This is a genomic window from Pseudoalteromonas sp. Cn5-37, from assembly GCF_021532495.1.
In the GTDB taxonomy this organism is placed as follows: Bacteria; Pseudomonadota; Gammaproteobacteria; order Enterobacterales; family Alteromonadaceae; genus Pseudoalteromonas; species Pseudoalteromonas simplex.
Genome location: NZ_JAKGBA010000019.1, coordinates 1 through 21,360, shown reverse-complemented (window position 1 = coordinate 21,360; position 21,360 = coordinate 1). Strand labels below are relative to the sequence as shown.

Below are 21,360 nucleotides of genomic sequence, written 5' to 3'. Positions count from 1 at the left end.
GATGCAATTTCGTACCATAATAAAAATTCTCGGCCAGCTGGTGGCGTTATTTAGTATCACTATGGTGCCACCGGCACTGGTGTCTTTGATCTACAAAGACGGTGGTGGTGTGCCATTCGTTCTCGCTTTTATCTTTAGTGTTGTAATTGGTTTAGCGGCTTATTATCCAAACCGTCATGAACATGGTGATCTTAAAGCCCGTGAAGGCTTCTTGATTGTGGTCTTGTTTTGGTTAGTACTAGGTACCTTCGCTGCGGTGCCTTTAGTGTTCTTACAAGAACCTAATCTTTCCTTAGCTGACTCCGTATTTGAGGCCTTTTCTGGGCTGACAACGACAGGGGCTACCGTACTTACGGGCATAGAATACCTACCTAAATCAGTGCTCTTTTATCGCCAGCAACTGCAATGGCTAGGTGGTATGGGGATCATCGTACTCGCGGTCGCGGTACTGCCTATGCTAGGTGTCGGTGGTATGCAGCTATACCGTGCAGAAACACCTGGTCCGGTTAAAGACTCAAAAATGACACCGCGTATTGCCGATACTGCAAAGCACCTTTGGTATATCTATGTATCGCTGACGATTGCCTGTACGCTTGCATACTGGGCTGCAGGGATGGATTGGTTTGATGCAATCTGTCATGCATTCTCTACGATTGCGATTGGTGGCTTCTCTACCTACGACGCATCAATGGGGCAGTTTGATAGCCCATTAATTAACTTTATCTGTGTCGTGTTTTTGCTGATTGCAGCCATTAACTTTTCGCTGCACTATGCAGCTGTATCGTCACGCAATATTCGTGTTTATTTACGCGACCCTGAATTCAAAGTGTTTTTATTGATTCAATTAGCCTTAGTTATTGTCTGCTTTACTGTGCTGTCATCAAATAATATTTATGCCGATGGTGATGAGACTCTCGACCAAGCCATGTTCCAAGCAGTTTCAATGAGTACAACCGCGGGCTTTGCGACTGATAACTTCTCAGCATGGCCGCTGTTCCTACCTATTTTACTTATCTTTTCAAGTTTTATTGGCGGCTGTGCCGGATCTACCGGTGGTGGTATGAAGGTCGTGCGGGTGTTCTTACTTTACCTACAAGGTATTCGTGAACTTAATCGTCTAGTGCACCCGAGGGCTATTTATTCAATTAAATTAGGCCGAAAAGCACTCCCAGATAAAGTTGTAGAAGCCGTTTGGGGCTTTTTCTCAGCCTATGCGTTAGTGTTCGTCATTATTATGTTGGCGCTGATGGGCACCGGTATGGATAACATCAGTGCATTCTCAGCAACCGCTGCTTGCTTAAATAACTTAGGCCCTGGTTTAGGTGAAGTCGCTGCTCATTACGGCGCGATTTCTGATACGGCAAAATGGCTACTTACTATTGCGATGGTATTTGGTCGTTTAGAAATATTTACTTTATTAGTGTTATTTACCCCAACGTTTTGGCGAGGGTAAACGGCGGATAACTCTCTAGGAATGGAGATCAAAAAAGTGCCAAAAACCCAAAAGCAATTAAATTTAGAAAAGTTAACCTGTATTCCTGCTGGTAGCTTAGTTGATGTGGAAATTATCACACCAACAAATAGTAAGCGTGTGAAAACAGAGTTTATTGGCTTGATGAATGAGCAATACATCATCTTAAATTACCCTTCCTCAAAGCGATTGGCGAACGGCAGTGATTTCATCAAAGACGGTGTGATGGTGATTATACGGGCTGTGCTCGAAGCGGGCGGTGGTCAAGTAATTGCTTTTCGCCAGCAAATAAGCGCCTTATCATCGCACCCTTATCGCTTAATCTTTCTTGACTTCCCTCAGCAAGTGCAGCTGTTTAGCTTACGAAGTGAAGCGCGTATTCCTACTTTATTCCCTGCAAACTTAGTGATTTCGGAGCAAAAATTGGCAGGGCTTATTAAAGATATTTCTCTCACAGGTGTGCAGTTTGATATTAATAGCAAGGAGGACTTAAGCGCTTTTAAAGGACAAAGCTGCCAAATCACCCTAAGTAAACGTGAGTTTAGTGGCAAGGTATGCAGCGTACGCAAGCGAGCGGGTGGCTTTATGTTTGGTGTGCAACTTGATACCAGTGAAGATGAAATGAAAAAATTCATGGAAGAGCACTTAATTGACCTTTCAGTGTTGGATAGTTAATGCCAATTCGCCATTTTGCAACAAAATGGCTATTTTCCTCAATTTAACCCTACAGATATTAAAATTATTTTATAAATAAATTTAAATAACCAATTAAATCAATGTATTACTAATTAAATTAATTTCGATTTTTTTCTTTAAGTTTTGTTGTTCAGATAGAGTTTATTTTCCAATCCCTAACTTTTCTGTTTTCTAATCCGAATTAATCGCTATTGTCTCCATTTTAATCTTTGTAACTTATTGATTTTAAAGGTGACAAAAAACCAACCACCGAGCTTGTTGCAAAACAGCAACAAATAAATCGCGTTATTTCCCCCTAATTCTCGGTATTTTAATTTAATACACTGATTTTATTGTTCTTTTTAACTTTGGCATCGAAGTTGAAATAGTCTTAGCGAACACAGAGAAAAACTGATTCAGGAACATATCCTTTATCACAGTTGAGACAACATTGAAGGAATAGTGATTATGAAAACGTTACACAAAACTTTAGCACTTGTAGCTCTTGCAACTTCATCTGCAGCATTTGCCGCTGACTTTGACACATTAGATGTTAATGGTGATGGCGCAATCAGCAAAAGCGAAGCATCTGTAAGCGAAGCATTAATGAGCCAATTTAAAGAGCTTGATACAGACGGCAACGGTGAGCTGTCAAAACAAGAGTACTCAAAAGCTTAATTTCATTGTAAGGACGCACTGAAAAGGATTTCTAACTCAAGACAACACATTTTGAAGGAATGACATTATGAACACAGTAAATAAAACACTAGCACTTATGGCACTTGTATCTTCATCTGCAGCATTTGCGATGAGTGACTTCGATACCTTAGATGTTGATGGCAATGGTGTTATCAGCCAAAGCGAAGCATCGGTAGATGCAGAGCTTATGAGCAAATTCAGTGAACTAGACACTGACGGTAACGGTGAGTTATCGAAACAAGAATTTTCAAAAGCTTAATGTGATTAAGCAAAACCAGTTTATTTAGCTGATTAGTTCTGAGCTGCCAAAGACAGCCTAAATGGATAAGGGAATCCATGACAAAGGACAACACTGGAAGTGTGATCAGCTAACACTCTTAAAATTGAAGGAATATGATTATGAAAACAGTAAACAAAACATTAGCTTTAATCGCACTTGCATCATCAGCAGCTTTTGCAGCATCTGACTTTGACACTCTAGACGTTGACGGTAATGGCGTGGTTAGCAAAAGTGAAGCAGCCGTTGACGCAAAAATTATGTCGCAGTTTAAAACACTAGATGTGAATGGCGACGGCGTTCTTACTGAAGCTGAGTTCTCTGAAGCCGAATAACTGAATTAGTACGTAGTTATACCAGTTTCCACTTAACAAGGATCTCAGAAACGGATTTCACTCTTTAAAATTTAAGGTAGTTATTATGAAACAGTTAAGCACAACAATCGCAATTTTAGCACTAGCAACATCATCAGCAGCCTTTGCACAAGGCGTAAGCTTTGCAACGTTCGATACCGACGGTGATGGTGTGATCAGCAAAGAAGAAGCATCTGCAAATATGCAGCTTGAAAAGTTATTTCCAGAGCTAGATAGCGATGGTAATGGCGAACTTTCAAAAGAAGAGTTTGCTCAAATTCAGTAGAATCTTTTAGAAAAGTTAGGTACTTTCACTTCAAGAGTCGTAAAGCAGCTGTCATGGCTGCTTTTTTCGTTTATAAGCGTTCGTTTACAAGAAGATAGCACTTACTTGGAATAGCTTTTCAACAACCGTAATGTGCTTTTTATCAATCAAGAACATGATAACGTGGTCGCCAGACTGAATAACGGTATCGTCATGGGCAATCAGCACATCATCGTTACGTACAATTGCACCAATGGTTGTTCCAGCTGGTAGCTTAATATCAGCAATTGCTCGGCCAACAACTTTAGAAGTATGCTCATCACCATGAGCAACAGCTTCAATGGCTTCCGCAGCACCCTTACGTAACGAATAAACGTTAACAATGTCACCACGACGTACGTGTGTTAACAGCGCCGAGATAGTGGCTTGCTGAGGTGAAATAGCAATATCAATTTCACCACCTTGTACTAGGTCAACATATGCGCCACGCTGAATAAGCACCATGGTTTTTTGTGCGCCCATACGCTTTGCCAGCATCGCAGACATAATGTTTGCTTCATCATCATTGGTAACAGCAATGAAAACATCTACTTGTTCAATATGTTCTTCAGATAACAGTTCTTGATCAGAGGCATCGCCACAAAATACGACGGTGTTATCAAGCATTTCAGAAAGCTGTGCTGCACGCTCTTTATTGCGCTCAAGCAGCTTAACGCTGTGGTTTTTCTCAAGTGAACGCGCAAGGCCCGCACCGATATTACCACCACCGGCGATCATGATCTTTTTGTATGAACGTTCGAGCTTTTGAAGTTCATTCATGACTGCGCGAATATGCTTTGTTGCAGCGATAAAGAACACTTCATCGTCCGCTTCGATAACGGTTGTGCCAAGTGGTTTAATCGCTTTACCTTGACGATAAATAGCCGCTACCCGGGTTTCGACATTCGGGATGTGCTCTTTCAAGGCTGAAAGTGCATAACCCACCAGCAAACCACCGTAATAGGCTTTCACCGCAACCAGCGATAACATGCCATCGGCAAATTGTAATACCTGTAAAGCACCCGGATAGTCGATTAAGCGACGAATATACTTAGTTACCAGCGCTTCAGGAGCAATGTAGTGATCAACAGGTAAGTCGTCATTATGAAATAGCTTTTCACGGTACTTTAAGTATTGCTCTGAGCGAATACGGGCAATTTTGGTTGGTGTGTTAAAAATACTATAAGCAACTTGGCAAGCAACCATGTTCACTTCATCTGAACTGGTTACGGCAATAATCATATCGGCGTCTTCTGCGCCTGCGCGACGCAATACATCGGGATGCGCACTGTGACCGGTAACACCTTGTAAGTCGTACTTATCTTGTAGCTCTCGCAAACGGTTACCGTCGATATCGACAACGGTGATCTCATTTTGCTCACCTACGAGGTTTTCTGCCAATGTGCCACCAACTTGTCCGGCACCGAGTATGATTATTTTCATAGCTTGTTCTTATTAGTGTTTTTTAACTAGCTTTGCGTAATAGAAACCGTCACTTTCACCAGGCAGTAATTGCAGACCAGGTAAAGTAGGGGTGTCGTTTTCATGCAAAGGTATGTGTTCAGCACTTTGATTATTGGCAAGGAACTTAGCAACTTGTTGTTGGTTCTCTTGCGGTAATACAGAGCAGGTCGCATACACTAGCGTACCACCAGGCTTAAGTAGAGGCCAAATGCTATTTAGGATATCGCCTTGTAAGTTAGCTAGATCTTCAATATCAGATGCACGACGTAACCACTTAATATCAGGGTGACGACGGATCACGCCAGTTGCTGAACAAGGCACATCAAGCAAAATACGGTCGAATTGCTGTTCATCCCACCAGATATGGGGTTGTGAAGCATCGGCACATTGTAGATCGGCAGCTAAGCCAATACGCACTAAGTTTTGTTTAACACGTTCTAGACGCTCGCTGTCGCTATCTAGTGCTAATACGTCAGCGTCGGCAAGTTCTAGGATATGGCACGTTTTACCACCTGGCGCTGCACACGCATCTAAAATGACATCATCATTTTGTGGATCTAAAAAGCGTGCTGCTAATTGTGCCGCTGCATCTTGAACTGAGCAGGCACCGGTATCAAACTCTGGTAATGCGTATACATCACACGGTTTAGCTAGTTTAATACCATCAGGAAAATCAGCATTAAGGGTATGCTCAATATCATTTGCTTTAAGCATCTCGCTGTATTCTTGGGTGCTGTACTGCGCTTGGTTTACACGTAACCACATAGGTGCTTGCAACTGATTCGCTTCAAGAATTTCTTGCCAGTTATCAGGATAAGCTGCAGTAACTTGTTTGATAAACCAACCTGGGTGGTTAAATTTGCAAACAGGAATTTGCTTTGCTTTTTCTTCAAGCTCAGCTTGCTCACGTTGGAAACTGCGTAAAATCGCGTTAATCAGACCTTTTAAACCCAGTGCGCGCATTTGCTGAAGCGCATTAACCGTTTCGCTGATTGCTGCATGAGGTGGTACACGCATATGTTGAAGTTGGTAAATACCCACATACAACAAGAACTGGAAAATACGGCGCTTACCTTTTAGTGGTTGATCTAAAAGTTGCTGGCAATAATTTTCTAGGCTAGGTAAATAGCGCAGCACACCGTAGCAAATTTGTTGTAGTAAAGCTTTATCTTTCGGCGATAAACCCTGGCTTGCAAAAGGTAGCTCTTGATTAAGCGACGCGCCTTTATCGACTACGTTGTAAAGGGTTTCAGCAGCAAGTGCTCTTACATTACTCATTGCTTTGACCTAATACTGAGCCAGGCTCGACCCAATCACTGCGACCATTTAAAAAGTCAGTAACAGCCATTGGTTTTTTACCTTGCGGTTGAAGAAGGGTGATTTTAAGTGCATCTTGCCCACAGCCAACAGTAATACCTTGCTTATCAGCAGCAATGATTTTACCGGCTTGTGCAGTTTGCGATACAACTTCGGCTTGCCAAATTTTTACTGTTTGTCCTGCCATTTCGGTAAAACAAACAGGCCATGGATTAAAGGCGCGGATATTACGCTCAATTTGCGCAGCATCCATTGACCAATCAATATTGGCTTCGTCTTTTGATAACTTTTTAGCGTAATTAGCTTGTGCGTCATCTTGCTTTTCTGGAGTGATTTCACCTGCAGCAAGACGGTTGATTGTACTGATCAGTGCATCAGGACCCAATGCAGCTAATTTATCGTATAAAGAGCTACTGGTTTCTGTGCTATCAATTGGGCAACGGCTGATATGCAGCATGTCGCCTGTATCTAAGCCTTCATCCATTTGCATTATTGTTACACCGGTTTCATTGTCACCAGCCCAAATAGCACGTTGGATCGGTGCAGCACCACGCCAGCGCGGTAAAATAGAGCCATGCACGTTTAAGCAGCCTAAGCGCGGTGCATCTAAAATCGCTTTTGGTAACAGTAAGCCGTACGCCACTACAATCATAATATCGGCGTTCAGGCTGGTAAGCTCTGCAAGCGCTTCATCTGATTTGAGTGATTGCGGTTGAAATACAGGTAAATCATGAGCAAGCGCCAGCTCTTTAACTTCACTGGCTTTTAGCTTTTTACCTCGGCCCGCTGGGCGATCTGGTTGGCTATATACACCAACAATGTCGTGCTCTGAGTCAATCAGTGCTTGTAAATGGCGCGCAGCAAAATCCGGCGTACCAGCAAAAATAATGCGTAATGGTTGTGTCACAGATATTCCTATTGATTAACTTATGATTTAGCTGCCAGCTTAGCTTCTTTCTCAAGCTTTTTACGGATTCGTTGGCGCTTTAAAGGTGATAGATAATCAATAAATAGAGTGCCTTTAAGGTGATCAAGCTCATGCTGAATACAAATCGCTAATAGCTCGTCAGCGTCTAGGCTGAATTCTTCACCATTTTCATTAAGCGCTTTAACAGTGACTGTTTCTGCGCGGTCAACTTTTGCATATGAATAAGGAACTGATAAACAGCCTTCTTCACTCACCGTTGAACCATCTTTTTTGGTGATTTCTGGGTTGATTAACACTAACGGTTGGTCGCGCTCTTCAGATACATCGATCACCACAATGCGCTGGTGGATATCTACTTGCGTTGCTGCTAAGCCGATACCGTTTTCGTCATACATAGTTTCAAGCATGTCTTTGACGATTTGACGAACTTCATCGTTTACTTCTGGCACTTCTTTCGCGATTGTACGTAAACGCTCATCCGGAAATCTTAAAACTTCTAACCTAGCCATAGTTACCTTTTACACTTGTGATTCATTTAGGGTATTGTATGCTCTTATTTTAGCCATTCGTGTTCACCTTTAACAGGTTTTGGTTGATAATAATCGAAAAACAACACAAGGAAGCCAAATGAGATACCCACTAGTTGCGGCTTTGCTAGCCTTTAGCAGTGCTTTTCCTGCAATTGCTGATGTGTTAACAATAAAAAAAGATGCGCCAAAACAATACGTTGTAAAAAAGGGCGACACACTTTGGGATATTTCTGGTGTGTATTTAGATGAGCCTTGGCAATGGCCTGACTTATGGCAAATGAATCCACAAATTGCGAATCCACATTTAATATACCCGGGTGATGCGCTCACTTTAATTTACGATAAAGACGGAAATCCTCGTTTAGTTAAAAATGCGCGTTATAAAAAACTCTCTCCAGAAGGGCGAATCACTCCAAAAGGCAAAAATGCAGTGCCTACCTTACCATTGGAATTATTACGCCCATATTTAAGCTATGAGCAAGCGATTAGTGCCGAAATTATTGCTGATAAACCCTATATTTTAGGCGCTAGTGTTAATACTAAAATGAACACCTTGGGGCATACACTCTATGTTAAAGGTGACCTGCATTTAAATGAAGCGTATGGGGTTTATCGAAAAGGAAATGACCTTGTTGATCCAAAGACCAATGAAGTATTGGCGAATAAAGCTGAGCTTGTGGCGATTGTTCGCTCATTTAGAAGCGGTGATGTAGCAAATGGCGTTCCTGCCTCAGTTAAGGTTGAGCTAGTAAAACAAGAAATTAAGCCGCATGACTTTTTAATGCCAGCAATGGAAGGGCAGATGTTGCCTGCCTATTTCACAATGAAACGTCCAGACACGGCTTTAGATGGCACGATAATCGCGTCAGCTAATGAAATGCGTGAATTTAGTACCATGGATATTGTTGTACTAAACTTAGGCTCGGACCAAGTGAAACCGGGTTTCGTCCTCGATATTCAACGTCAATCACCAGAAGTGTATGACGGCCGCAATGGTCCTCGCTACCGCGAAGACTCTAACAGCCTTGAGAAATTCATGACTGACGCAAATGAGCTGTTCGGTATCGAAAGTGACGAAGACAGTAGTGTATGGCATATGCCAAAGGAAAAAGTCGGTGAACTAATGGTGTTTAAGGTATATGACAACGTTAGCTACGCATTGATTGTGAAAAATCAGCACCCGATCCGAGTTGGAGATTATGCAGTTATAAACTAACTCACAATTTGGGCGCTCTAAGGAGGGAGCATGGCACAGGTTTCAGGCAAGCTATCCCATTGGCTTGCCTTTTATTTATGTAAAGGGCTTGGGATAAAAAGCCTTATTGCATTAAGTCAAAAGCAGCCACTGGATGAGCTATTTAAGTTATCTAGTTTAGAGCTTCAGCAGCTGGGCTTATCACAAAGCCAAGCCGATAACTTAGTTAATACCGATTGGCAATTAGTCGCCCACTATCAAGAGCAGATATCAACGCTTAAAATCAAAGTGATCAGTTATTTTGATAGCAACTATCCGCCCTTACTCAAACAAATAGCCAGTGCACCTATCTTATTATTTTGTTTAGGTAACACTGAGCTATTACGGTCACCACAAATAGCAATTGTCGGTAGCCGTAATGCCACACCAACAGGGCTTGAAATAGCCGCTGAATTTGCTCATCAATTATCTTCTGTTGGCATGACGGTGACATCTGGTATGGCTTTGGGCATTGATGGCGCAGCCCATAAAGGTGCATTAGCAGGAACAGGAAACACCATTGCTGTACTTGGTACGGGTATCGATATTGCCTATCCCAAACGCCATAGTTTGCTCATTAAACAAGTTGCAGAGCGGGGTTTATTGGTTTCTGAGTTCTTACCAGGCACTGCTGCTAATGCCGCTAATTTTCCGCGCCGAAACCGTATTATCTCTGGATTATCATTAGGTGTGTTGATTGTAGAAGCGCAGATTAAAAGTGGCTCTTTGGTTACCGTACGCTATGCACTTGAGCAGAATAAAGAAGTGTTTGCAGTGCCGGGTTCTATAAAAAGCCCACTTTCAGAGGCGAGTCATTTTTTAATTAAGCAAGGCGCTAAATTGACAGAAAATATTAGTGATATTCTTGATGAAGTGAGCTTTTTCTGTGAAAACAGTCTATATAGTATAGAACAGCCCATAGCAGATGAACCCGACTGCCCAGTGTTCAAAAGTATAGGGTATGAGGTAACAAGTGTTGATCAAATAACACAGCGCAGCCAATTACCTGTAGACGAAGTACAAGCTCGGTTACTCGACCTAGAGCTCGCAGATAAAATCGAACGAGTACTAGATGGTTATATAAGACTGGGAGGACATAAACATGTTTGACATCCTCATGTATCTTTTTGAAAACTATATCCATAGTGAAGCTGAAATCTTTACTGAAGAGAACGAACTTACCGATGAGTTAGTTCGTGCTGGCTTCAATAAACCTGAAATCTACAAAGCCCTTGATTGGCTAGAGCAACTTGCAGACTTACAACAAAGCGATATCTACCCGTACCTTAATGCCCAACCACAACATGCTATGCGTATTTACACAGATAGTGAGTGCCAAATGTTAAGTGTTGAGTGTCGCGGCTTTTTAATGTTTATTGAGCAAATTGGTGTGATTAACACCGTAACCCGCGAAATGGTGATAGATAGGCTTTGCGCTTTAGATAAACCATTTATTTCTTTGGAAGATCTAAAGTGGGTAGTGCTGATGGTGTTATTTAATGTACCTGGATCAGAGCAAGCTTACGCACAAATGGAAGACTTAATATTTGACGAACCAACCGATGTATTACATTAATTCGACTTTGCTTGTATCTTTGTTGAGTTTGGGTATATTAGGCGAAAATTAGCCAACCCCACAGGAATCTTATGAGTAAAATCGACCATTCTCTTTTTTCTGCAGATAAACATGCACTCGAAAAAGAGTATGAGGTTTGCCCTAAATGCGGTTCTGAATTGGTTATGCGCAACTCAAAGTCAGGGCCATTTTTAGGCTGTGCCAGTTACCCTAAATGTGACTACATCCGCCCATTAGCTCATCACGATAGCCAACAAATAAAAGTACTCGAAGACAGTGCCTGCCCAGAATGTGGCAAGCCATTGGTAATTAAAAATGGCCGCTACGGCATGTTTATTGGGTGTACGGGCTATCCCGAGTGCCACTATATTGCACATGATGAAGAGCCTGACGGTGCCCCTCAATTACCTGCTTGCCCAAAATGCAAAAAAGGCCAGCTGGTTGCGCGTATTAATAAGTTTGGCAAAACCTTTTATTCTTGTGATGGCTATCCGCGCTGTAAATATACGCTTAATCATAAACCTGTGGCGACCGAGTGTCCTGCCTGTCAGTGGCCAATTATGACCGAAAAGAAAACTGCCTCAGGTGTTGTGTTACAATGCCCGCAGAAGTCGTGTATGCATAAGTTAGTCGAATCTTAATGCACTTGTAATTTGTTTATTTAGGAGAGTTTCTTTGTCTGATCCTGTTGCACAACCAGCCAATGCAATTGACGCTTTGCAGCAAGGCGGTGTGATTGTTTACCCAACCGAAGCTGTTTTTGGTCTTGGTTGCGATCCTGATAACCAAGCTGCGGTTGAAAAGCTTTTAGCCATCAAACAACGCCCTGTAGAAAAAGGCTTAATTTTAATTGCTGACAATTATGGCCAGTTATTAAAGTATGTAGATGATGCCAAAATCCCCATGGATAAACGTGCTGATATCTTTTCACAATGGCCAGGTGCTATCACTTGGGTGATGCCGGCAGCAAAAGAAACGCCAAAGTGGTTAACGGGTCAATTTGATACTATTGCTGTGCGTGTAACTGATCACCCAACAGTAAAAGCCCTGTGTCAGCAATTTGGTAAGCCGTTAGTTTCAACAAGTGCAAACTTAACCGGTCAAGAAACGGTAATGACTATCGCACAAGCGAAAAGCGAATTTGCTGACACGGTAGATTTTTATGTTGATGAGCCGTTAGGAGGCAACAGCCAACCAAGTGTGATCAAAGACGCTGCGACCGGCAAAGTATTTAGAGGATAAACATGCAAAGCGAGCTACTCGAACAAGTTAAAACCTATTTAATGGCCTTACAAGATACAATTTGTCAGGGTCTTGAGAGTGCCGATGGCAAAGCAAAATTTGTTGAAGATAATTGGCAACGTGCAGAAGGCGGCGGTGGTCGTACTCGTGTTATCCAAGGTGGTAATGTCATCGAACAGGGGGGGGTAAACTACTCGCATGTTTTTGGCGCGTCAATGCCAGCATCTGCAACAGCGCATCGTCCAGAGCTCGCAGGTCGTAGTTTTCATGCATGTGGTGTGTCATTAGTGATCCATCCTAATAATCCACATATTCCAACGAGTCACGCCAATGTGCGTTTCTTCATTGCCGAAAAAGAAGGTGAAGATCCAATTTGGTGGTTTGGCGGTGGTTTTGATTTAACACCTTATTACCCTGTATTTGAAGATGTACAACATTGGCATCAAGTGGCAAGCGATTTATGTCAGCCATTCGGTGCAGCAGTTTACGACAAATATAAAAACTGGTGTGATGATTACTTTTATCTAAAACACCGTAGCGAAACACGTGGTGTTGGTGGCTTATTCTTTGATGATTTAAATGAGCTCGGCTTTGAACAAAGCTTTGCCTTTATGCAGGCGGTAGGAAATGGCTATTTAGATGCTTACCTTCCTATTATTGAGCGCCGTAAAGACACGCCGACAACCGAACAGCAACGCGATTTCCAACTGTATCGTCGTGGTCGTTATGTTGAATTTAATCTTGTTTGGGACCGCGGTACATTATTTGGCTTACAAACCGGCGGACGTACTGAGTCAATTTTGATGTCGATGCCACCATTAGCACGTTGGGAGTATAACTATGTACCTGCTGCAGATAGCCCAGAAGCTAAGCTGTATCAGTACTATTTACGTCCGCAAGATTGGTTAAACAGCAAAGAATCAGATTTAGTTGCACGTCAGTGGCAGCTTTAATCAAGTATTGAAACCACTCTAATCAACATTGTGTTGTCACCCTCAACGAGGGTGGCGACACTGTCACTGTTAGGCAGCTCTGCCAAGACACTAAATAGCACTTCTGCTTTTAATATCTCTAACTTATCAGATGGTGTATCAATGGGGGCATTAACCTGTGTTAAGCATTGACTAATATCACAGGCATAGAAATCAAGTTTCACCTCAAAATATTCAGGGTGCTGAATAAGCTTATCAAAACCATCAACAATGCTTTGTTCATGTTTATCGCTCTGTGAGGTTTTATCTTGACTGATAAGAGATTGAGCAATCTGTTGAATATCATCCTGATAAATATATTGATCAATCGTGCTTAGTTGATCAGCAGTATCATTCACGCTGTGCTGATAGGTAAATAATAGCGCTGCAATAATCCCAATGCAGACTAAAAGAGTTGTTATAAATTTCATTTAAACATCCTTATTTACTATGAAATGTATATAACAACTCTAGCAGTTGCACGAAAAGCGCGCAATTTAGCTTAATTTGAAGCGTCTTACTTGTTCATCCAGTGACCGTGCTAACGACAACAGCTCTTCACTGACTTTTTGGTTTTCATGGGCATCAACCAATGAGTGCTCGGCATTGTCACTAATTGCTATAACGCTTTGGTTAATTTCTTCAGCTGCTAGATTTTGCTGTTCAGTGGCATCAGCGATTTGCACGTTAAGTTGATTTATTTCGCTCATCTGCGAAGAAATATCACGTAGAGCTTTAGCAACTTGCTTAACTTGAACTGCTCTTTCGTCTGCTTCTTCGCAAGAGTTATTCATGGTATTAACGGTTTGTGCTGCTTCAGCTTGTAGTTTATCGATAGTGCGGCGAATTTCGTCGGTTGAGTCATGGGTACGGGTTGCTAAAGTACGTACTTCATCGGCTACCACAGCAAAGCCTCGGCCAGCTTCACCAGCACGAGCGGCCTCAATGGCAGCATTAAGTGCAAGTAAGTTAGTTTGCTCGGCAATGCTACTGATCACCTCGAGTACTTTACCAACGTCTAACGTTTGCGTTTGTAGTTGACTTACTTGCTCAGCTGCCGCTCTAACATCTGCCGCAAGTTGATTAATACTTTGCTCAGTGTGCTCAGCAACATGTAAGCTTTGCTGCGCAAGTTGATTACTGTGCTCAGACTTCTCAGACGCAAAATGGGTGGTGTTTTTTACTTCGCTTGATGAGCTTTCTAATTCGTTGATGGCGGCAGCGACCGAATCTGTCCCTTGCTTTTGCTTTAAGATCGCTTGCTCGGTGGTATCCGCTGAGGCATAAATGCTTTCGGCAGAGTGGATCAATACCTTAGAAGAATGAGAGACTTGGGCAATATTATCTTTAAACGCGCCTATCATGTGATTAAAGCTGGTGGCGAGAGAGCTAAGCTCGTCATTATTACTGTCATTTACCGTGAGGCTTAAATCTTTATTGGTGGTTGCCAAGTGCATGGTGTGGCTTATGACTTTTAAGCGTTTGATGAATATTTTTCTAAACATCACAGCCAGTAGTGAAAATGCAGTAATGAAAATAGCCGCTAGTAGTAGCGTGTTCATTAAGGTGTTTTGCGATACTTCTTGCTCAATATCAGCCAACGAATAACTAATTTTTACTACACCTAACACATCGCCTTCTTGTGCTTGATGGCAGCCTAAGCAGTTTGTTCCTTTATAATCACTGCGAGCAAACATAGGCTTAAGATAAGTCATCGTACTATTTTGATTATCAATAAATAGTGCTTCAGTGCCTGTTAGTGCTTTTCGTTCAGCATCGTTAGTTGCAACTTGGTTGGCATTTCCTGGCCCATAAATTTTATTAACGATTGGACTACGAATGATATGGGCGTCTGCAATATTAGGATGGCTTCTTAATTTAGTACTTAGAATTTCGCGATTAGCCATGGTGCCAGTTAGCATCATGGTGTTAATAGAATCAAAATAATTATCGGCAAGCAGTTTAATGTTACTTTCAACGGTATCTTGCGCTAATTCATGCTGTTGCTGAGCGCTGCTGAATATACTGGCAAATAATACCAATACGCCTGTCAGTGCCAACAAGGCATAAATTTTAAATTGGATAGACTTCATTTGACGACGCTTTTTCTAAATTAAGGAAAATTTATTATCTTTATTTAGAAAAAGCGTACATTGATATAGCGCAAAGCTTCGTTAGTTTGCCAATCTCTAAATCGAATAGGGTATAAAATGTTTTTAGACTAAATTTGCTCAGCAATTAACGCTCTTATTTCTTTAAGGGTTGTCTCTTTTAAAAGTTTGCCATCTTCGTATACGGTCTGAAGTAAACCTTGCTTTTCTTCATGCTCTGAAACATCATCGAACAATGTAAGCTCACCATCAACTAACTCTACTTTAAGTAACCCCTTTGAGGACTTTTTCTTAGCGTCTGTTTTGGGATCCTTAAAAATAGCAATTCTTTGTCCATTTTTAACGACACTTGTTGCTTTTACAGCTGACCCATGTGTGTCCCGAGTAACGTATTGGTAGCTATAAGAGCCAATACCTAAAACAACTTTAGATGCAAAACCTTTATCCATTAGCCTTTGCAGAATATCTCGTTGGCGTGTCAATGTTATAGCGTCGCCATAAATTGCACCTATATGTTCATCTAATAATTTATATCCTTTTGAAGTTAAAGTGCCGCCAAAGGTTTCCCATAAACACTCAATGAGCCCTTTGACTTCACATTCCATCAACTTAAAAGAGCAGTTATTGTCTATGCCAAAGTAATCGCCATTATATCTATATGCTTCATAACCTTGCTGTTTAGCAGCAAGTTCAGCATCATTTTGTGATTGAAATAATTCTTTATAGTCTGAGATAGGTGATATTTTATATCCTGTAAGAATTTTGACTGGATCTCCTGAATCTGGGCGGATAACGAGTGTCCCTTCACGTGCCATGATTTCTTCTTTTAATTGTGGAAGATAATCAGTCACTAAAGTCCAAAAGTCCCATGTATCAGATACGACACTTAAAATACCTTTGGGAGATTGCTCTTTCATAAGGTACTTAAAAAATTCGATTTCGCCTTCTAAGATCCAAGAGCAAGTTACTGAATGTTCTGTAGCATCAACAGAACAGCCAACCAGTTCTTTGTCGACGTTTGCTCCATAATACTTCTCAGCAAAAAGAACCGCAGGTATAGTATCAGTACCCACTAGGCCTGATGCTAAGTGACCGAAGCCACTCATTGCTGCAGCTTGTTTGCCAAACATCCCTCTAAAGCTGAAGTCGTGGCCCTGAAACGGGACAAATTCTTTTGGTAACCCCGTTTTATTGGCAAACTCTTTAAATGTTTTTAAATATGCTACCGAAGTAGTTGTACTGGTTTGAATAGGCCAGTTCTCACAACTTAAAACAGTTTCAATCATATTTGTTAGCCATTGAAACCCTGCTTTTGTATTTACTATTGTTATTGGTGGTACTAAATAAGGTACCAATGTGCCCTCTGGAAGTGCTTTTATTTTTAGTGGTAAATACCCAAGGTCATGCAAGTCCTCTAGATACTTCACATCTACTTCATACCCGAGCATTGAAGTCATTATACGTTGATGGGTAGAGACTGCGGTTTGTTTATCAAGATTAAAGAAATCGTTCCACTCTGCTTGCAAGTAACTTTTGATAAAGTATTGCAGTCCAACAAAAGCTACTTTGTCGTTGTCGATCACATTACTGAGCTTACCGCTGCGGGAGGTGTAATTGGCATAAACCTCTGTAACGTCAGGGTGGTAAGCTCTACTATGAAACTCTTTATAAACATCTTTTTGCATACTTGCAGCTGATATAACCATGATGTACTCCTTACATCTCAATGATGTGTAAATTAATGTTTTCGTTCTCAATAAACTCATGCGCAGGTTTAAATGAGTCAGTTGTATAGATGTGTTCAATTAGTCCATTAAAAACTTCAAGACCTTTTGAAAAAATTCCGTGCGTAATAAATAAAGTAATGCTTAGTGAACCTTCAGCTTTGAGCTCTTTTGCGAGTTCAACAAAGGTTCTTCCGCCGTCACAAATGTCATCTACTATCAGAACATGCTTCCCTTTTACATTTCCAAGAATTTCAGTTTTGGTGATCTCGCCTGTTTTTAAGTTTCTTACCTTATTAGCTTGTATAATATCGGGTATGCCGTTAAATTGTTGTGAAATTTTCAGAGTTTTTTTACTAGCACCTGCATCAGGAGATATGAGAGTGATATCTCCATTCGCAAGCAAGTTTGATAACTTCGCACACTTTTGAAGTATTGTGACTTGTTCTATATTTTCAACTCTATCTAATAAAGCGGGGGATACGTCACTATGTGCATCCCAAATGGTCACTTTTGAAAAGCCTAAGTTATTTATAAAATTAGCCATAACTCTCGCTCCGAAGGCTTCTCCAGTAACACATACTCTGTCCTGTCGCGCATATGGAAAGTATGGGATAACTAATTCAATAGGAGTGTAAGCCGATATGACTCTTTTTAAAGAATCAACAGCTATCATCAATCGCATTATTTTTGATGAGTCAGTCAATCGGTCAAAAATCTCGACTTTCACGCTGTCTGATAATAGCTCGTGAGAGAGCCTTATATGCTCTTCACCACCTGAAAAAGTGAAATATTCAAAAGGAATAAGTGTTTTAGTACCGGTTGAGTTATAACTATATATATTCATTTCAAGTCCCTTTATCTTTGTGTCTCAGTGACACAATTAACTTATCAGATGGCTCAGCTATAATCAATAACTATTTATAAAATTAGTAAGTCTTGAAATAGGGGTGTTTTATATTTAATGTGTCCTTACGACATCAATAGAGGTGAAGAATGAGCGGCAATAAAGACTCTGATTTTAAAAATCCATTGTTTACAGTTGATAGTGTGTTATTTACCGTAATCGATAAAGAGCTGAAAGTACTATTGGTTAAGCGTGCCAGTGAGCCTTATATAGGTTGCTGGGCATTGCCAGGGGGGTTTATAGACATCGATATTGATCATAGTGCTGATATGACTGCATTGCGAAAATTAAAAGAAAAAACTAATGTTGCCCCTCAGTATCTTGAACAGTTACATACATACTCGGGCCTTGCCAGAGATCCCCGTGGGTATAGTGTTACTTTGGTATATTATGCTTTGACATCAGCTGTGGAAGCATCAACACATATCGAAACAGTTGATGATGCCAAATGGGTTTCGATCGAGGAGCTAGACATATTACCAATTGCTTTTGATCATAAGCACATAATTGAGCACGCTCAGCAAAGGCTTAAACAAAAAGCTCTATATTCTATGGTTCCGATTTATTGTTTACCGGAACTTTTCACCATTGGGCAATTTAAGTCAGTACTTGAAGCAATTTTAGGAAAACCTGTTCAGCGTAAGACTATTATTAGACGTATTGATGCAGCAGATATTTTAGAAAAAGTGGATGAAAAAATAAAATCCGGAGGTCGCTTGGCTCACCTCTATAAGGTCAAGCCTAATGTGGACATAGTAAACTTTGAGCGAAACTTGAGTTATTAAGTTTATGGACAAGTAATTCTTATACCCGTTAAGAATTACTTGTCTAATATGATTACTAATATTAGTTCTGATTGATCATATGGCTGGCGAGTTGCGATAACGATTGTCTTAACCCTTCGCGCAGGAGTGGGTTATCAATCTCGATATCAAGCGTTTTATTCATACAATGCATCCATTGGTCACGTAGGTCTTGATCAATAGGGAAAGGCATGTGACGCTTTCTTAGCATTGGGTGACCATATTTTTCAACGAATAGGTCAGGGCCGCCCAGCCAGCCCGATAAAAATTCAAAGAAGACTTGGCGAATTCTATCTAAAGGCTGAGGATGCATATCATATAATGGTTTGGCGTATTCATCTGTGGCCATTATGTCGTAAAATCGATTTGCAATTGCTCGAGCTCCTGCTTCACCGCCAATAATTTCGTAAGGTGTTTTTTCTGGGGTAGGTGTTTCAGGCGTTGGTTTCGATTTAGAAAAAAGTCGTTTAATCATAATATTAATAAAGCTCTACAGGGCGAAGAGGTTGCTTCACTATGGACAAATACGCGGTTTTTGGAAATCCAATAAAACATTCGAAATCACCCGCAATACACGCACAATTTGCTGCATCATTAAACGAGCAAATACAATACAGCGCCATTTTAGCACCAACAGATGCATTTGAAAAAACTGTCGCTGAGTTTTTCGCTGCGGGTGGTAAAGGGGCTAATGTCACCTTGCCATTTAAAGAGCAAGCGTTTGCCATGGTCGATGAACTTACAGAGCAAGCGAAAATAGCCGGAGCAGTAAACACGATTAAACAACTCGAAGATGGTAGCCTGCTGGGGGATAACACCGATGGTGTAGGGCTTGTTAAAGATCTTTTAGCCAATAAAGTCACCTTAAAAAGGCAGCGAGTACTTCTTATTGGCGCTGGTGGTGCGGCGCGAGGCGTCATTCAGCCATTATTGAATGAGCAAATCGAAAGCTTAACAATAGCCAACCGTACCGCCGAAAAAGCAAAGGCGCTAGCGAGTCATTTTAATGGTGAAATTGATGTGCAGGGCTTTGCTTTGAATGATATCCCAGCAAACAACTATGATGTGGTGATTAATTCAACCTCAAGTAGCGTAACGGGAGAGCTGCCTGGTATAGCAAAAGAGTGCGTTGCTAAGTGTCAGTGCGCTTACGATATGTTTTACGCGAATGATGATACGACATTTACATGTTGGGTTAAGTCGATTAACCCAACATGTTTAACTCTCGATGGTTGTGGCATGCTTGTTGGTCAAGCGGCACAGGCTTATTTTGTATGGCGCAATAAAATGCCAGAAATCATCCCCGTTGTTAGCGCGCTTAAAGCAGGAGAAATTGCGTGAATCAAGCTATCCAATTTATAGACAGACTCGAATTTAAGCCTGAAGAAAAGCAGTTGGTGTTTTTTGCCCAAGTTAGTGGCTTTATGGTGGAGTGTGTTATTGATACCAGCAAGTATGATTTTGCAGATCAAAGCAGTGCAGTTAATTACTTTGAATCTTATCGTTTCGATTACGAAGAGCTCGCCGAGCAGCTGATCGAAGATGAGCAGTATAACTCGGCAGGACAAATCGAATTAACCGAGGTGTTTTAGCCCTCAGCTAAGTATTCATCTTTAAGCTGAACATAATTATCAGCAGAGATATTTAAAAAGGCGCGCTCTTGCTCTGTTAAAGGGCGAGCCTGTTTAACAGGGCTACCGACATAAAGGTAACCAGACTCTAAACGCTTGTTAGGTGGTACTAATGAACCACCACCAATGATCACATCATCTTCAACAATTGCGTTGTCCATCACAATTGCGCCCATCCCAACAAGTATACGATTACCAAGTTGGCAGCCGTGTAGCATAACTTTATGACCAACAGTGACATCATCACCAATAATAAGAGGGTAGCCATCGGGGTTTGACTGAGAGGCACGTGTTAAATGTAAAACACTGCCGTCTTGAATATTCGTACGTTCACCAATACGTATATAGTTAACATCACCTCGCGCAGCAACAAGAGGCCATACACTTGAATCTTTACCAAGCGTAATATCACCCACTAAAACCGATGACTCATCAATATAAACACTATTATCGTATGTCGGAGTGATCCCTTTATAAGAACGGATAGTCATAAATTCACCTTTTAATTTTAAAATGCGCTCAGTCTAGTGTAACAGCGAAGCAAATAAATACACCAAAACAGAGCTAAATTGACTGCTAAACAGCCAGTTTTAGGGTGTTTAGTTCAAAAGCTGAGCGAACAGTACGTTTTTTTAAATTTTATTGAAAAAAGTGCTTGCGTAAAAAATCCATCTCCCTATAATGCGACCCCACTGACACGGCGGGCAGCAATGAAAAGCGCTGAACAAAGTGACACAGAGTTAAGTAAAGCTTCGGTTTAAAACGGTCTAAAAAGAAAGTTTAAAATTAAGTGTTGACTCGAAAAATTAAGGGTGTATTATACGCATCCCTAGCGACAACGTCGCAACGTTCTTTAACAATATAAAGCAATCATCTGTGTGGGCACTCGTACAGATTGAGTTCTAACAGCGAAGCTTAGTTTACTAAGTGGAGCAAACAAATTTAGAGTCTCAATTTCTTATGAGTGACTATATAGTCAATTTATACAGAATTCATTGAGCACGAATCTTCGGTTTCAAAAAACTTTTAATTGAAGAGTTTGATCATGGCTCAGATTGAACGCTGGCGGCAGGCCTAACACATGCAAGTCGAGCGGTAACAGAGAGTAGCTTGCTACTCTGCTGACGAGCGGCGGACGGGTGA

Annotated in this window: 25 protein-coding genes and 1 rRNA gene; 16 read left to right on the top strand and 10 right to left on the bottom strand. The window is 41.2% G+C overall.

Annotation, left to right across the window (positions count from 1 at the left end; all coding sequences use genetic code 11):
- The first annotated feature begins 1 nt into the window (after position 1).
- The 6 genes from L1266_RS16800 to L1266_RS16775 all read left to right on the top strand — a co-directional run bounded on the left by L1266_RS16800 (position 2) and on the right by L1266_RS16775 (position 3,761).
- Positions 2 to 1,453 carry a TrkH family potassium uptake protein gene (locus tag L1266_RS16800; RefSeq protein WP_054554779.1) on the top strand — a complete coding sequence of 484 codons (1,452 nt, stop codon included), beginning with the start codon at positions 2 to 4 and terminating at the stop codon, positions 1,451 to 1,453.
- A 36-nt stretch (positions 1,454 to 1,489) separates the two neighbouring features.
- The gene (locus L1266_RS16795; protein WP_235377960.1) at positions 1,490 to 2,146 is read left to right on the top strand and encodes a flagellar brake domain-containing protein; all 657 of its coding nucleotides are present in this window, start codon (positions 1,490 to 1,492) and stop codon (positions 2,144 to 2,146) included.
- Between the two features lie 468 nt (positions 2,147 to 2,614).
- Positions 2,615 to 2,824, top strand: coding sequence for a calmodulin (locus L1266_RS16790; RefSeq protein ID WP_054554777.1), 210 nt, complete (start codon positions 2,615 to 2,617; stop codon positions 2,822 to 2,824).
- 67 nt (positions 2,825 to 2,891) lie between these two features.
- Positions 2,892 to 3,104 carry a calmodulin gene (locus L1266_RS16785; protein ID WP_054554776.1) on the top strand — a complete coding sequence of 71 codons (213 nt, stop codon included), beginning with the start codon at positions 2,892 to 2,894 and terminating at the stop codon, positions 3,102 to 3,104.
- A 140-nt stretch (positions 3,105 to 3,244) separates the two neighbouring features.
- Positions 3,245 to 3,457, top strand: a complete 213-nt coding sequence (locus tag L1266_RS16780; RefSeq protein ID WP_235377959.1) for a calmodulin — start codon at positions 3,245 to 3,247, stop codon at positions 3,455 to 3,457.
- Positions 3,458 to 3,542: 85 nt separating this feature from the next.
- On the top strand, positions 3,543 to 3,761 hold the full coding sequence (locus L1266_RS16775; RefSeq protein ID WP_054554774.1) for an EF-hand domain-containing protein: 219 nt from the start codon (positions 3,543 to 3,545) through the stop codon (positions 3,759 to 3,761).
- An 84-nt stretch (positions 3,762 to 3,845) separates the two neighbouring features.
- Here the strand turns inward: L1266_RS16775 and trkA are convergent, their stop codons facing one another.
- Genes trkA through def form a run of 4 tightly spaced genes read right to left on the bottom strand, consistent with a single transcriptional unit; the run spans position 3,846 to position 7,997 of the window.
- Positions 3,846 to 5,222 carry a Trk system potassium transporter TrkA gene (gene trkA / locus L1266_RS16770; protein ID WP_054563775.1) on the bottom strand — a complete coding sequence of 459 codons (1,377 nt, stop codon included), beginning with the start codon at positions 5,220 to 5,222 and terminating at the stop codon, positions 3,846 to 3,848.
- 12 nt (positions 5,223 to 5,234) lie between these two features.
- Positions 5,235 to 6,521, bottom strand: a complete 1,287-nt coding sequence (gene rsmB, locus L1266_RS16765) for a 16S rRNA (cytosine(967)-C(5))-methyltransferase RsmB (RefSeq protein WP_054554772.1) — start codon at positions 6,519 to 6,521, stop codon at positions 5,235 to 5,237.
- Positions 6,514 to 7,467 carry a methionyl-tRNA formyltransferase gene (fmt, locus tag L1266_RS16760; protein ID WP_054554771.1) on the bottom strand — a complete coding sequence of 318 codons (954 nt, stop codon included), beginning with the start codon at positions 7,465 to 7,467 and terminating at the stop codon, positions 6,514 to 6,516. The genes rsmB and fmt overlap by 8 nt, the downstream gene beginning before the upstream one ends.
- Positions 7,468 to 7,487: 20 nt before the next feature.
- Positions 7,488 to 7,997 (bottom strand): peptide deformylase, encoded by a 510-nt coding sequence (gene def / locus L1266_RS16755; protein ID WP_054554770.1) that lies wholly within the window; start codon positions 7,995 to 7,997, stop codon positions 7,488 to 7,490.
- 118 nt (positions 7,998 to 8,115) lie between these two features.
- Between def and L1266_RS16750 the strand changes: the two genes are divergently transcribed.
- The 6 genes from L1266_RS16750 (at position 8,116) to hemF (ending at position 13,023) form a co-directional block, all read left to right on the top strand.
- Positions 8,116 to 9,234, top strand: coding sequence for a LysM peptidoglycan-binding domain-containing protein (locus tag L1266_RS16750; protein WP_054554769.1), 1,119 nt, complete (start codon positions 8,116 to 8,118; stop codon positions 9,232 to 9,234).
- 30 nt (positions 9,235 to 9,264) lie between these two features.
- Positions 9,265 to 10,362, top strand: coding sequence for a DNA-processing protein DprA (gene dprA / locus L1266_RS16745; RefSeq protein WP_054554768.1), 1,098 nt, complete (start codon positions 9,265 to 9,267; stop codon positions 10,360 to 10,362).
- Positions 10,355 to 10,828 carry a DUF494 family protein gene (locus tag L1266_RS16740; protein WP_054554767.1) on the top strand — a complete coding sequence of 158 codons (474 nt, stop codon included), beginning with the start codon at positions 10,355 to 10,357 and terminating at the stop codon, positions 10,826 to 10,828. Before dprA ends, L1266_RS16740 begins: the two co-directional genes overlap by 8 nt.
- Before the next feature lie 71 nt (positions 10,829 to 10,899).
- Entirely contained in the window at positions 10,900 to 11,469 is a 570-nt protein-coding gene (locus L1266_RS16735) for a DNA topoisomerase family protein (RefSeq protein ID WP_235377958.1), read from the top strand.
- A gap of 34 nt (positions 11,470 to 11,503) precedes the next feature.
- Positions 11,504 to 12,070: an L-threonylcarbamoyladenylate synthase gene (locus L1266_RS16730; RefSeq protein ID WP_062564610.1), complete on the top strand. Its 567-nt coding sequence runs from the start codon at positions 11,504 to 11,506 to the stop codon at positions 12,068 to 12,070.
- A 2-nt stretch (positions 12,071 to 12,072) separates the two neighbouring features.
- Positions 12,073 to 13,023, top strand: a complete 951-nt coding sequence (gene hemF / locus L1266_RS16725; protein WP_235377957.1) for an oxygen-dependent coproporphyrinogen oxidase — start codon at positions 12,073 to 12,075, stop codon at positions 13,021 to 13,023.
- Here hemF and L1266_RS16720 read toward each other — a convergent pair.
- The 4 genes from L1266_RS16720 to prs form a co-directional block, all read right to left on the bottom strand.
- Entirely contained in the window at positions 13,020 to 13,472 is a 453-nt protein-coding gene (locus tag L1266_RS16720) for a hypothetical protein (RefSeq protein WP_235374141.1), read from the bottom strand. The genes hemF and L1266_RS16720 overlap by 4 nt on opposite strands.
- Positions 13,473 to 13,538: 66 nt before the next feature.
- Positions 13,539 to 15,134: a methyl-accepting chemotaxis protein gene (locus tag L1266_RS16715; RefSeq protein ID WP_054554762.1), complete on the bottom strand. Its 1,596-nt coding sequence runs from the start codon at positions 15,132 to 15,134 to the stop codon at positions 13,539 to 13,541.
- Positions 15,135 to 15,262: 128 nt separating this feature from the next.
- Positions 15,263 to 16,858 (bottom strand): nicotinate phosphoribosyltransferase, encoded by a 1,596-nt coding sequence (locus L1266_RS16710; protein ID WP_235377956.1) that lies wholly within the window; start codon positions 16,856 to 16,858, stop codon positions 15,263 to 15,265.
- A 10-nt stretch (positions 16,859 to 16,868) separates the two neighbouring features.
- Entirely contained in the window at positions 16,869 to 17,723 is an 855-nt protein-coding gene (gene prs / locus L1266_RS16705; RefSeq protein WP_235377955.1) for a ribose-phosphate diphosphokinase, read from the bottom strand.
- Between the two features lie 149 nt (positions 17,724 to 17,872).
- Between prs and L1266_RS16700 the strand changes: the two genes are divergently transcribed.
- Complete coding sequence (locus L1266_RS16700; RefSeq protein ID WP_235377954.1) at positions 17,873 to 18,568, top strand: NUDIX hydrolase; 696 nt, start codon at positions 17,873 to 17,875, stop codon at positions 18,566 to 18,568.
- 61 nt (positions 18,569 to 18,629) lie between these two features.
- Here L1266_RS16700 and L1266_RS16695 read toward each other — a convergent pair whose 3' ends face one another.
- Positions 18,630 to 19,061 carry a group II truncated hemoglobin gene (locus L1266_RS16695; protein WP_054554758.1) on the bottom strand — a complete coding sequence of 144 codons (432 nt, stop codon included), beginning with the start codon at positions 19,059 to 19,061 and terminating at the stop codon, positions 18,630 to 18,632.
- Between the two features lie 41 nt (positions 19,062 to 19,102).
- Here L1266_RS16695 and aroE point away from each other — a divergent pair, with 41 nt between their 5' ends.
- Together aroE and L1266_RS16685 are read left to right on the top strand one after the other, a co-directional pair.
- Positions 19,103 to 19,927 (top strand): shikimate dehydrogenase, encoded by an 825-nt coding sequence (gene aroE, locus L1266_RS16690; RefSeq protein ID WP_138617961.1) that lies wholly within the window; start codon positions 19,103 to 19,105, stop codon positions 19,925 to 19,927.
- A complete protein-coding gene (locus L1266_RS16685; protein WP_054554756.1) occupies positions 19,924 to 20,178 on the top strand; it encodes a DUF1488 domain-containing protein in 255 nt (84 codons plus the stop codon). Before aroE ends, L1266_RS16685 begins: the two co-directional genes overlap by 4 nt.
- Here L1266_RS16685 and L1266_RS16680 read toward each other — a convergent pair.
- Positions 20,175 to 20,708 carry a gamma carbonic anhydrase family protein gene (locus tag L1266_RS16680; RefSeq protein ID WP_054554755.1) on the bottom strand — a complete coding sequence of 178 codons (534 nt, stop codon included), beginning with the start codon at positions 20,706 to 20,708 and terminating at the stop codon, positions 20,175 to 20,177. The genes L1266_RS16685 and L1266_RS16680 overlap by 4 nt on opposite strands.
- A 536-nt stretch (positions 20,709 to 21,244) precedes the next feature.
- On the opposite strand from L1266_RS16680, the gene L1266_RS16675 reads away from it, so the two are divergent.
- Positions 21,245 to 21,360 (top strand): 16S ribosomal RNA (locus L1266_RS16675); the annotation flags it as partial.

What these genes read in the sequence shown, in the direction of transcription:
- L1266_RS16720 (WP_235374141.1), bottom strand. Translation starts at nt 13,472, where the DNA reads ATGAAATTTATAACAACTCTTTTAGTCTGCATTGGGATTATTGCAGCG.
- L1266_RS16740 (WP_054554767.1), top strand. Translation starts at nt 10,355, where the DNA reads ATGTTTGACATCCTCATGTATCTTTTTGAAAACTATATCCATAGTGAA.
- trkA (WP_054563775.1), bottom strand. Translation starts at nt 5,222, where the DNA reads ATGAAAATAATCATACTCGGTGCCGGACAAGTTGGTGGCACATTGGCA.
- L1266_RS16700 (WP_235377954.1), top strand. Translation starts at nt 17,873, where the DNA reads ATGAGCGGCAATAAAGACTCTGATTTTAAAAATCCATTGTTTACAGTT.
- L1266_RS16710 (WP_235377956.1), bottom strand. Translation starts at nt 16,858, where the DNA reads ATGGTTATATCAGCTGCAAGTATGCAAAAAGATGTTTATAAAGAGTTT.
- dprA (WP_054554768.1), top strand. Translation starts at nt 9,265, where the DNA reads ATGGCACAGGTTTCAGGCAAGCTATCCCATTGGCTTGCCTTTTATTTA.
- L1266_RS16680 (WP_054554755.1), bottom strand. Translation starts at nt 20,708, where the DNA reads ATGACTATCCGTTCTTATAAAGGGATCACTCCGACATACGATAATAGT.
- hemF (WP_235377957.1), top strand. Translation starts at nt 12,073, where the DNA reads ATGCAAAGCGAGCTACTCGAACAAGTTAAAACCTATTTAATGGCCTTA.
- L1266_RS16785 (WP_054554776.1), top strand. Translation starts at nt 2,892, where the DNA reads ATGAACACAGTAAATAAAACACTAGCACTTATGGCACTTGTATCTTCA.
- L1266_RS16790 (WP_054554777.1), top strand. Translation starts at nt 2,615, where the DNA reads ATGAAAACGTTACACAAAACTTTAGCACTTGTAGCTCTTGCAACTTCA.
- aroE (WP_138617961.1), top strand. Translation starts at nt 19,103, where the DNA reads ATGGACAAATACGCGGTTTTTGGAAATCCAATAAAACATTCGAAATCA.
- def (WP_054554770.1), bottom strand. Translation starts at nt 7,997, where the DNA reads ATGGCTAGGTTAGAAGTTTTAAGATTTCCGGATGAGCGTTTACGTACA.
- L1266_RS16715 (WP_054554762.1), bottom strand. Translation starts at nt 15,134, where the DNA reads ATGAAGTCTATCCAATTTAAAATTTATGCCTTGTTGGCACTGACAGGC.
- rsmB (WP_054554772.1), bottom strand. Translation starts at nt 6,521, where the DNA reads ATGAGTAATGTAAGAGCACTTGCTGCTGAAACCCTTTACAACGTAGTC.
- L1266_RS16800 (WP_054554779.1), top strand. Translation starts at nt 2, where the DNA reads ATGCAATTTCGTACCATAATAAAAATTCTCGGCCAGCTGGTGGCGTTA.
- L1266_RS16780 (WP_235377959.1), top strand. Translation starts at nt 3,245, where the DNA reads ATGAAAACAGTAAACAAAACATTAGCTTTAATCGCACTTGCATCATCA.
- L1266_RS16695 (WP_054554758.1), bottom strand. Translation starts at nt 19,061, where the DNA reads ATGATTAAACGACTTTTTTCTAAATCGAAACCAACGCCTGAAACACCT.
- prs (WP_235377955.1), bottom strand. Translation starts at nt 17,723, where the DNA reads ATGAATATATATAGTTATAACTCAACCGGTACTAAAACACTTATTCCT.
- L1266_RS16775 (WP_054554774.1), top strand. Translation starts at nt 3,543, where the DNA reads ATGAAACAGTTAAGCACAACAATCGCAATTTTAGCACTAGCAACATCA.
- L1266_RS16735 (WP_235377958.1), top strand. Translation starts at nt 10,900, where the DNA reads ATGAGTAAAATCGACCATTCTCTTTTTTCTGCAGATAAACATGCACTC.
- L1266_RS16750 (WP_054554769.1), top strand. Translation starts at nt 8,116, where the DNA reads ATGAGATACCCACTAGTTGCGGCTTTGCTAGCCTTTAGCAGTGCTTTT.